Here is a 9,212-nt window from a genome sequence, read left to right as displayed (position 1 = left end):
GGTCCGCCAGCCGCAGGCGCGGCCGGCAGCAACGGCAATGTCGCCGACGCTGCGTCAGGGTATTTCATCGATGGCCTGTTCCGTGCGCCCAATACGACCGCACCGGCGGCACCCGGCGGTGCTCCCGCCCCGGCTGCGGATGCCGCTCCGCTGGCCCTGCCAGCCGGTCGTGGACCGGATGAAGGACGCGACGGCACCAGCCCGGCACAACGCATGGAAGTGGCACGCATCTTTACCTATGCCCTGAGCAATGGTGCGCTGACCGATGCCGACCGTACCTACGTGGCCCAAGTGGTGGCGCGCCGTACCGGCATGAGCCAGGCCGATGCGGAAAAGCGTGTCAATGACACCTTTGCCGCCTACAAGAAGTCGGTCGATGACGCTGCCGTGAAGGCACGCGAAGCCGCCGATGCCGCGCGCAAGGCTGCTGCCTATGGCTCGATGTGGATGTTCCTGTCGCTGCTGTGCGGCGCCTTCATCGCCAGCTTCTCGGCCACCTATGGCGGCCGTCGCCGCGACCTTCCCGACTTTGCCGCGCCTCGTGCGGTGGCACCGTCCCAACCTGTCGTCAACAACTGAGGAGACCATCATGCCTGCGATCCTGCTGTGGCTGCTGGGAGTACCGATCCCACTTATCCTGCTGCTGATTCTGGTGTTCTAAGGCAGCCTTGAAGTAACACCGATCTACAGCATTACCCTGCAATTGCTCTACCATCCTTCGTGAGGTTATTGCGCCGTGGCTCGCCACGGCGCTTTTTTTCGTGCGCGCTCACCGCTCAGAAGATCGAAAAGCCCGAGCGCGCCGAGAACAACTCAAGCGCCCGGCTGCCGGCCAGCGAATTGCCGTGGTAGTCCAGCGCCGGCGACCATACGCACAGCGCCATGCGCCCCGGCACCACGGCCAGGATGCCGCCGCCGACGCCGCTCTTGGCCGGCAGGCCGATGCGAAAGGCAAAGTCGCCCGCCGCGTCGTAGGTGCCACAGGTGAGCATGATGGACGTCACGCGTCGTACTTCGCTGGGCGTGAGCAAGGCCTCGCTGACATCGGGCGTGGTGCCGTAGTGCACCAGCAGCTGTGCCGCACGGACCAGCTCGGCGCAACTCATCTCGATCGAGCATTGGCGGAAATAGGTCTGCAGTACGTCCTCCACGGGCGCCTTCAGATTGCCGAAGCTCTTGATGAAATTGGCCATGGCAGCGTTGCGGTAGCCGTGCTGGGCTTCCGAACGCGCCACCCGGGTGTTGAAGTTGATGTCGTCCACGCCGCTGATCTGGCGCATGAATTCCAGGATCGACAGGTGCGCATTGACGTATTGGCTGCACAGGATGTCACTCACCACCAGCGCCCCGGCATTGATGAAGGGATTACGCGGAATGCCGAGATCGGTCTCGAGCTGTATCAACGAATTGAATGGCGTACCCGATGGCTCCCGCCCCACCCGTTGCCATAGCGTGTCGCCCAGCCGGCGGTAGGCCATGATCAGCGTGAAGACCTTGGAGATGCTCTGGATCGAAAAGCGCTCGTGCGCGTCGCCGGCGCAGAAGACGCCACCGTCGGGCAGGTAGAGCGCGATACCGAGCTTGTTGCGATCGACGTGCCCCAGCTCGGGAATGTAGTCGGCCACCTTGCCCTGCAACGTCAGTGGACGGACTTCCTCGAGCACCTGTTGCAGCATCGGCGTGAAATCGGTGACAGTGGTCATGGTCGGTGCCCATCGGTTGAGATGGACACATCATGCCATCAACTCAATCGCCCAGATCGACCGTCGTGGCCAGCCTGATGCCGGTCGGTGTCTGGGCCATCGCCAGCACCCACACCTGCCTGGCCTGGACGGCTTGCGCGTCGAGTGCATTGCTGACGAAGTTGATCGAGGCCTGGTCCAGGCCGGCGAAGGGGTCATCGAGCAACGTCAGCGGGGCACCGGCGGCCAGCGCCGCTGCCAGGTAGACCTTGCGCTTGCTGCCGGTCGACAGCATGAACAGTTTCTTCTCGAGATGGGGTGTCAGCGACAAGCCCTCGCAAAGTGGTGCGATGAGGGACTGGTCGAACGACGGATGGCGCGCCTGCAATTGGGCGAACACCTCGGGCGGCGTCACCTCGTCATAGGCCTCGGTACGCGGCTCGATATAGAACACCTGGCGCCGATATTGCCCGGCATCCAGGTCCAGCCGGGCGCCGTTCAATTCCAGGGTCCCGGAGCTGGCCGGCAATTGGCCAGCCAACAGCTGCAACAGCGAAGTCTTGCCTCGTCCGTCGCCGCCGCGCACCAGGTTGACCCCTGGCACCAGCACCGCCGAAAGGCCCTTGAACAGGTCATGGCCGGGAAAGCCGAAATCGAGTTTGCTGGCGGTCAGCGCACGCGCCAGGTCTGCAGAATCACTCATGGGGTGGATGCGATGAAAGCCGCCATTGTCAGCGCGGAGGATGGGCCAGCGGCTTGTCCTTGCGGGCGTCGGCGATCATGGCGATGGCCAGTGCCGTGGGGGGATATAACAATATCAGTGCCGCCCAGTCATGGTCCGACAGCACCATCAGGCCGGCGATGAACAGGTCCAGCGCCATGACGCACATCAGCGGCCAGCCTACCGGCGCACCAAGGAAGGTCTTGCGTCGCTTGTTCTTGAAATAAAGTGCCATGGCGATGCCTGTGGTTATTTACGATCTGGCCCGGCGCGGCTTGCGCGGCGGCCATTCGCAATGATTGTCTCCTGCCTGCGATTATAGAAGATGTCGGCGCAGATCGCGATGTTGTGACAGGGAAACGGCCAGCCGCGACCCGTAACATCTTGATACATCTTGCCGTGCGACGGTGACCACCCGGCGCCCGCCGATGCGCTGCTCGCCATCGACGGCGTGCTGTTTTTGTACAGGCTCCCATGGCGACCGCCCGCGTGGGTGGGGCAGGATTTTCCCTGGCGGCCGTAGAGGTGACTAACTTTTAGGCAAGCGCACGGTTGCCGCACTCGCTTATATTCCTGCGCGCTGCGTGGCAGGTGCCCGTTACCAAAACTGCAGTTGTTGTCGTAACAACGTCCCGGCTGTGCAACCAAGTGAGATGCTACCAAGTCGTAAAGCAGCAGCACTGAAGAGTAGGTGGCGTGCCTCCGGCTCTCGCATAAGATTGCGCATCACAAAGAATCCAAGACTAACAAGCCCCCGCCTCGCCATTGACCACGTCGGCGGCAGCCTGCGCCGCGAGCGCCTGGCTGCAAGGCAGCTCTTTCGTGACAGGAAACCATGATCTTGCTCGACACTCGCCCCACCCTCCCCCTCGCTTCCCGCATCGCACCGGCCCGCGCCGGTCGCATTGCCTCGCTGTTGCCCCTGTGCCTGTCGCTGCTGGTGCCTGCCGCGGTCCGTGCGGCGCCGCCGGCCGGCGGCGTGGCGGCGGCCTTCCAGCAGCTCAACGATGACAACTGGATCGATCGGCGCGAGACCCTCTCGACGCTCGGCTTTGCCACGCCCCTGGTACTGGCCTCCAATGACAGCAGCCGCGAGATCTACCTGCCGGTGCCGGCCAATGTGCCGTTGGCCGACGCCACGCTGAAGATGGATGCCAGTTATCTGCGCGCCGACGGTGGACGCACCACCATGGTGTTGGGTGTCGATACCTTTCCGGCCGCCGCGCGCGCCATGACGGCCGACCAGGGCAATGCAGGCCTGACCCTGGGCATCGATGGCGCGCCGCGTCCCAATGGTTTCGTGCGCCTGTCGGTCAACTGGAGCACCATGCTGTCGGGCCAGACCCAGTGCTCCGATCCACGCACGCCGGGCAACGTGCTGCGGGTCGAACCCGATTCCAGCTTCAGCTATCGCTACGACAGTCGCGCCATCGGCGACCTGCGCACCGCCTGGGGCGCATTGCCCGCGGTGACCTCGATCATGGTCGCCGGCCGCCAGCTCGATGCCCAGTCGTATGACACGGCCTGGCGTATCGGCGTGGCGCTGGAACGGGCCGGCAAGCACAGCACCATCTCGACCATGCCCGCGGTAGGCGAGCGCATCGACCTGTCGCGCCTGAAGGTGCCGCCGGCGCTGCGCGTGATTCCCGCCTTCGCCGCCCTGGCTGGCGAAGGTAGCCACGTGCTCAAGGACCAGGCAGAGATCGGTGCCCTGCTGTCGCTGGGACAGAACGGTTTCGACGGCCAGTTGCGGGGTGACATCCTGGTGGGTGACCGGGTCCTGCTGGAGCGCATCAACGGCGCCCTCGATGCACTGGCCGCGCAGGTTGGCACGGCCGCGCCCGATGCCTCGGCGGCATTCGCCCAGTGGCGCACGCGCCTGCAGCCGCGCACCGACGGCCTGCAACCGACCGAGTTGCGACTGGTCTCGGCCTTCGGGCGACCGGTGATCCTGGCCGGTCCCCAATCCGGTACCGCCTTCGCCAGCATGTTCGACGCCTACTGGCGCAACATCAGCGGCTCGCCCGCGCTGGTGGCGCGCAGCGCCCACAAGCCGGTGTCCAAAGAGCCGTACATCCTGCTCAAGAACCTGGGGGGTGCGCCGGGCAGCTTCGATGTGATGAGCCGCGCCGACTGGACGGCGTCGTTCGATATCGCCGAAGTCGCCAGCGATGGACGCCTGCCCTCCGAGCTGGTGCTCGACGTCTCGGCCGCGCCGGGTGCCGGGCGCACGCCGCCGGTGGTCTCGGTGTTTCTCAATGATGTCTTGCTGGGCGCTTCGCACTTGCAGGCCAATGGCCAGCGCGAGCGCATCAGCGCCCGGATCGCGCCCCATGCGTTGGCGGCGCAGAACCAGATAAGGGTGGCGTTCGTGCGACAGCCGTCGAGCGACAACTGCCGCGAGACACCGCAACCGTTCCCGGTCGCCGTGCTGGCGTCGAGTCACGTCAAGCTGGAGCGGGCCAAGGACGAAGACAACTTCACCGGCATGGTACGACGCTTCGCCACCGGCGCCGAATTGCTGGTTCCCAAGGCCTACCTGGCCGACGCCGCGACCACCCTGCAGCGGGTGGTCATGGTGGCCGCCAGCACCGGCCTGCCGGCCGGTCGCACCACGATGAAAGTAGTCGACGATGGCGTCCAGGCGCAGCCTGGCGGCAACTTCCTGGCCTTCGATACCGGCTTCAAGGACGACAAGAGCCTGGTCGTGGTCAAGCAGAACACCCTGGTACTCAACGACCGCAGCAACAAGCCCATGCTCGACGTCAGCGGCTTCGACCGGCTTGGCATCGTCGAGGTCACCCAGGCTGGCGGTCAGGCCGGGGTGGTGTGGCGTAGCGTCGGCCGGGCCGCGCCCGCCCTGGCCAAGCCGTTCCAGCTGTCGTCGGGCAACGTGGCCGCCATCGGCAATGCGGGTTTGCTGTCCGAGATCGATACCAGCGACGACAGCGGCCGCGACTATGTGCAGGATGCACCGTCGATCACGATCCCCGACATCCTGTGGTGGGTGGTGCCGCTGAGTATCATTGCGTTGTTCGTGCTGATGCTGGTGCTGGCCAGCCGCGCCCGTCGCCGCCGTGCGGCCGAGCAGGAGCGTGCCCGTGAGGCCGGGCTGCAGCAGAAGAAGCGGGACGAGTAACGGGGCCGGCCATGTTTACCACCGCCAATGCCACGGCCCAGCTTGATTTCCTGTTCGCCAACTACTATTCGGCGCTGGAGATCGCTGCCGCCGTGGTGGCCATCCTGATCCTGCTCTCGGCGCTGGATGACCTGTTCTTCGACCTCTGGTACTGGACCCGCCGCATCTACCGGCGCTTGACCATCGACCGGGTGCGCACGCCGCTGACGGTGCAGCAACTGCACCAGCGCTACGAGCAGCCGATGGCCATCATGGTGCCGGCCTGGATGGAACGCGACGTGATCGCCCAGATGGTCGAGGACATGGTGGCCGTGCTCGACTATCACCACTACCAGATCTTCGTCGGCACCTATGTCAACGACGCCGGTACCATCGAGGAGGTCGAGCGCATGCGGGTGCGCTACAAGCAATTGCACCGGGTCGAGGTACCGCACGCCGGCCCGACTTGCAAGGCCGATTGCCTGAACTGGGTCGTCAAGGCGATCTTCGCCTACGAGCAGCGCCACGGCGTCGAATTCGCCGGCATGGTGCTGCACGACAGCGAGGATGTGCTGCACCCGCAGGAGTTGAAGTTCTTCAACTACCTGCTCCCGCGCAAGGACATGATCCAATTGCCGGTGGCGTCGCTGGAGCGCGAATGGTTCGAGCTGGTGGCGGGCACCTACATGGACGAATTTGCCGAGAGCCATGCCAAGGACATGATGGTGCGCGAGAGCGTCGCCGGCATGGTGCCCTCGGCCGGCGTCGGAACCTGCTTCTCGCGGCGGGCATTGCTGGGACTGATGGCCGAGTCCGACGGCGAACCCTTCAACGTGGCCAGCCTGACCGAAGACTACGAAGTCGGTACGCGCCTGGCGCAGATGGGCATGCAGACCATCTTTGCCCGCTTCCCGGTCAAGTACACGGTGCGTCGCAAGCCATGGTTCTTCGGCGATGCCCGGCGCACCATCGACAGCACCCTCGAGATCCCGTTGGCGGTACGCGAATATTTTCCCGACCGGTTTCGCCAGGCCTATCGACAGAAGGCGCGCTGGGTGATCGGCATCGGCCTGCAAAGCTGGGAACAGATGGAATGGAAGGGGTCGCTGGCCGAGCGCTACCTGCTGCTGCATGACCGCAAGGGCGTCGTCACGGCGTTCGTCAGCATGTTGGCCTATGTGCTGGCGTTGCAGTTCCTGGTCTTTTCGGCCGCCACCACCTTCCAGTGGTGGGACGTGTTCTACCCGCCGCTGCTGGCCGGCGACGGATGGTGGCGCACGGTACTGTTGCTCAATGCGCTGGCCATGATCAACCGCGCCGCGCATCGTTTCTATTTCACCACCCAGTTATATGGCTGGCGGCATGGATTGATGGCCCTGCCGCGCATGGTGGTGGCCAACTTCGTCAACTTCATGGCCGTTGCCCGTGCCTGGCGCCTGTTCCTGCTCTACCTGTTCGCAGGCCGCGCACTGGCCTGGGACAAGACCATGCACGATTTTCCCAACGAGGGTGCGGCGACCCGGCCCCGCCAGCGCCTGGGCGACCTGCTCAAGACCTGGCAGGCGGTGGATGAGGCGACCCTGGCGCGCGCGCTGGAAGAGCAACGCCGGACGCGCATGCCACTGGGCTCGGTGATGGTCTCGCATGGCTGGCTGGATGAGGAAACCCTGGCCGAGGCGCTGGCCTACCAGGAGCGCCTGCCGCGCGTGACGCTGACCCGGGAACTGGTCGAGCGCCACGCCGGCCAGTTGCCGCACGAGGCCTGCGCCCGGCTGCGGGCACTCTATCTCGGCCCCGGCACCGACGGCCATCCCGACGAGGGCCTGGCGCGTATCGCCGTGGCCAGCGCCCTGAGCGAACAGGCGCGCGCCGAACTGGAAGCGACATTGGGTCGCGCACCGTTTGCCATGGTGGCACGCGAGTCCGAGATCGCCGCCGGGCTGCGCCTGCTGCGCGGTCAGCGCAACGCCTTCGATCGCGACCAGACCGAGGCCCGGGTGCCGCTGCTGGGCGACTTGCTGATCACCAGTGGCTTGTTGTCGCGGGCCGTGTTCGAAGCGGCCATGACGCGCTACCAGCCCGACCGGCATGGACGCATCGGCGATTACCTGGTCGACCAGTCGGTGATCTCGCGCGAGGCCATCGAACAGGCCGTCAACCAGCAGCGCAGCCTGCTGCTGCAAGGTCGCGCAGGCCCGGCCTGAAATCCTGTCATAGCGATGAGAACAAGAACATGAAACCACCCCGCCCTCTGTTGACCCTGCTGGCCGCTCTGTTGACCACCCCACTGGCGCAGGCCCAAACGCAGGTAGTGCCGCTGCCCTTGTCGGGCCCGGCCTATCGACTGGCGCAGCAGGCGTATGCGGCATCGGCGCGCGGCGACTTCCAGCGTGCGCAGGCGCAACTGCGCGAAGCCATCCGGCTGCGTCCAGATTCGATGGAGTTGCGGCGCCAGTTGCGCCAGCTGCGTGAGCAACGCTCGGCAGGCGCGGCCACGCGCGACGCCGGTTATGCCGACGCCAGCGCCGCCTACCGCGCCACCGCCGCCGGGCGCCAGGACGACGCCGTCAGGCTGGCGCGCCAGGCGGTGGCGAAGTCGCCCCGCAACGACGCCTACTGGCTGTTGCTGGGCAACGCGCTGATCCAGGCCCGTCAATATGAGCAGGCCGCGCAGGCGCTGGCGCAGGGCCGGCAGGTCGCAGGAGCCAGCCTGCCATTGCAGCGGCGCCAGCTCGAGCTGCAGCGCGAGATGGGCGCCATGCAGGCCGCCCTGGCCATGCAGGCCCGGCAAGGCGACGACGTGGCCGCCGAATTGGCCGCTGCGCGCATGGCAGTGCGGTACGTCCCCGAGAATCTTTCCTACCGGCTGTTGCTGGCCACGGCGCTGTTGCGCGACGGGCAATTGCAACAGGCCGAACAGGTGGCCGATGAAGCGCGCGCCCGCGACGAGTGGCGAGCCGGGCCGCTGCTGCTGCGCGGATATGCGCGCCTGCGGCAGGGCCAGGTGGAACAGGCCATGGCCGACTTTACCCAGGCGCGCACGCTGGCACGCGGTGTCGAGCAAGTGCCGGCCTGGCTGCTGCAGGCCGACGCCGAGCTTGCGCTGCAACGCCCGCAGCGTGCGCTGGCGTTGCTCGACGAGGCCGGCGTCGACCTGGGCGACCCGCTGCGCGCGGCGCAGTGGCGCCAGACGCGCCAGGCCGCGCAACAGGCGCTCACACGCTATCGACGTGCCTCCCTGGCGCTGCATGAGCAGGCTTGGCCAGCCGATGCTGCGCCGCTGACGGCCAGGCAGTTCCCGGTGCCGGCCCTCGATTGCAGTACCGGCGCCGCCCTCGACGGCTGCGTGGTGGTGCCGGGCGAGCTGCCCCGCGAGCCCGGTTACGAGCAGGCGGTCCTGGCCTATCGCGCCATGGAACAGAAGGATTACGCGGGCGCCGCCGACGCCGCCGGCATGGCGCTGCAGCAATCGCCCGACAATGCCGATTACCGCATGCTGCAGCTGGACGCGTTGGTCGCGGCGCAACGCTGGCTTGCCGCCGACGCCGCCGCCACCGACGCCCTGGACCGGCAAGCAGTCGAGCCCGGCCCGATGCTGGCGCGACGTGGCGCCATTCGCCAACGGCTGGGGCGCCGCGACCAGGCCCTGGCCGATTACCGCGCCGCGCTGGAGGCGGGCGGCCTGCCGCTC

The 9,212-nt window shown here is 66.4% G+C and carries 6 protein-coding genes and 1 pseudogene; 4 read left to right on the top strand and 3 right to left on the bottom strand.

Annotation, left to right across the window (positions count from 1 at the left end; genetic code table 11):
* Positions 1-579 (top strand): annotated as a pseudogene (locus PMI40_RS11615) (hypothetical protein); the annotation flags it as partial.
* Positions 580-776: 197 nt separating this feature from the next.
* Here the strand turns inward: PMI40_RS11615 and PMI40_RS11610 are convergent.
* Genes PMI40_RS11610 through PMI40_RS11600 form a run of 3 tightly spaced genes read right to left on the bottom strand, consistent with a single transcriptional unit; the run spans position 777 to position 2,638 of the window.
* Positions 777-1,703, bottom strand: coding sequence for a glutaminase (locus PMI40_RS11610; RefSeq protein WP_008115416.1), 927 nt, complete (start codon positions 1,701-1,703; stop codon positions 777-779).
* Between the two features lie 43 nt (positions 1,704-1,746).
* Positions 1,747-2,385, bottom strand: a complete 639-nt coding sequence (locus PMI40_RS11605; protein WP_008115413.1) for an ATP-binding cassette domain-containing protein — start codon at positions 2,383-2,385, stop codon at positions 1,747-1,749.
* Between the two features lie 28 nt (positions 2,386-2,413).
* On the bottom strand, positions 2,414-2,638 hold the full coding sequence (locus tag PMI40_RS11600; RefSeq protein WP_008115411.1) for a hypothetical protein: 225 nt from the start codon (positions 2,636-2,638) through the stop codon (positions 2,414-2,416).
* Between the two features lie 606 nt (positions 2,639-3,244).
* Between PMI40_RS11600 and PMI40_RS11595 the strand changes: the two genes are divergently transcribed.
* The 3 genes from PMI40_RS11595 to PMI40_RS11585 form a co-directional block, all read left to right on the top strand.
* Positions 3,245-5,542 carry a cellulose biosynthesis cyclic di-GMP-binding regulatory protein BcsB gene (locus tag PMI40_RS11595; RefSeq protein ID WP_157221505.1) on the top strand — a complete coding sequence of 766 codons (2,298 nt, stop codon included), beginning with the start codon at positions 3,245-3,247 and terminating at the stop codon, positions 5,540-5,542.
* A gap of 11 nt (positions 5,543-5,553) precedes the next feature.
* Entirely contained in the window at positions 5,554-7,725 is a 2,172-nt protein-coding gene (locus PMI40_RS11590; RefSeq protein ID WP_008115407.1) for a glycosyl transferase family protein, read from the top strand.
* 29 nt (positions 7,726-7,754) lie between these two features.
* Positions 7,755-9,212, top strand: a 1,458-nt coding sequence (locus PMI40_RS11585; RefSeq protein WP_008115405.1) for a lipopolysaccharide assembly protein LapB, incomplete at its 3' end; no start/stop codon positions are given.

It is taken from the genome of Herbaspirillum sp. YR522 (genome assembly GCF_000282575.1).
Classification (GTDB): Bacteria; Pseudomonadota; Gammaproteobacteria; order Burkholderiales; family Burkholderiaceae_D; genus Herbaspirillum.
This window is presented reverse-complemented; position numbering and strand designations above follow the sequence as displayed.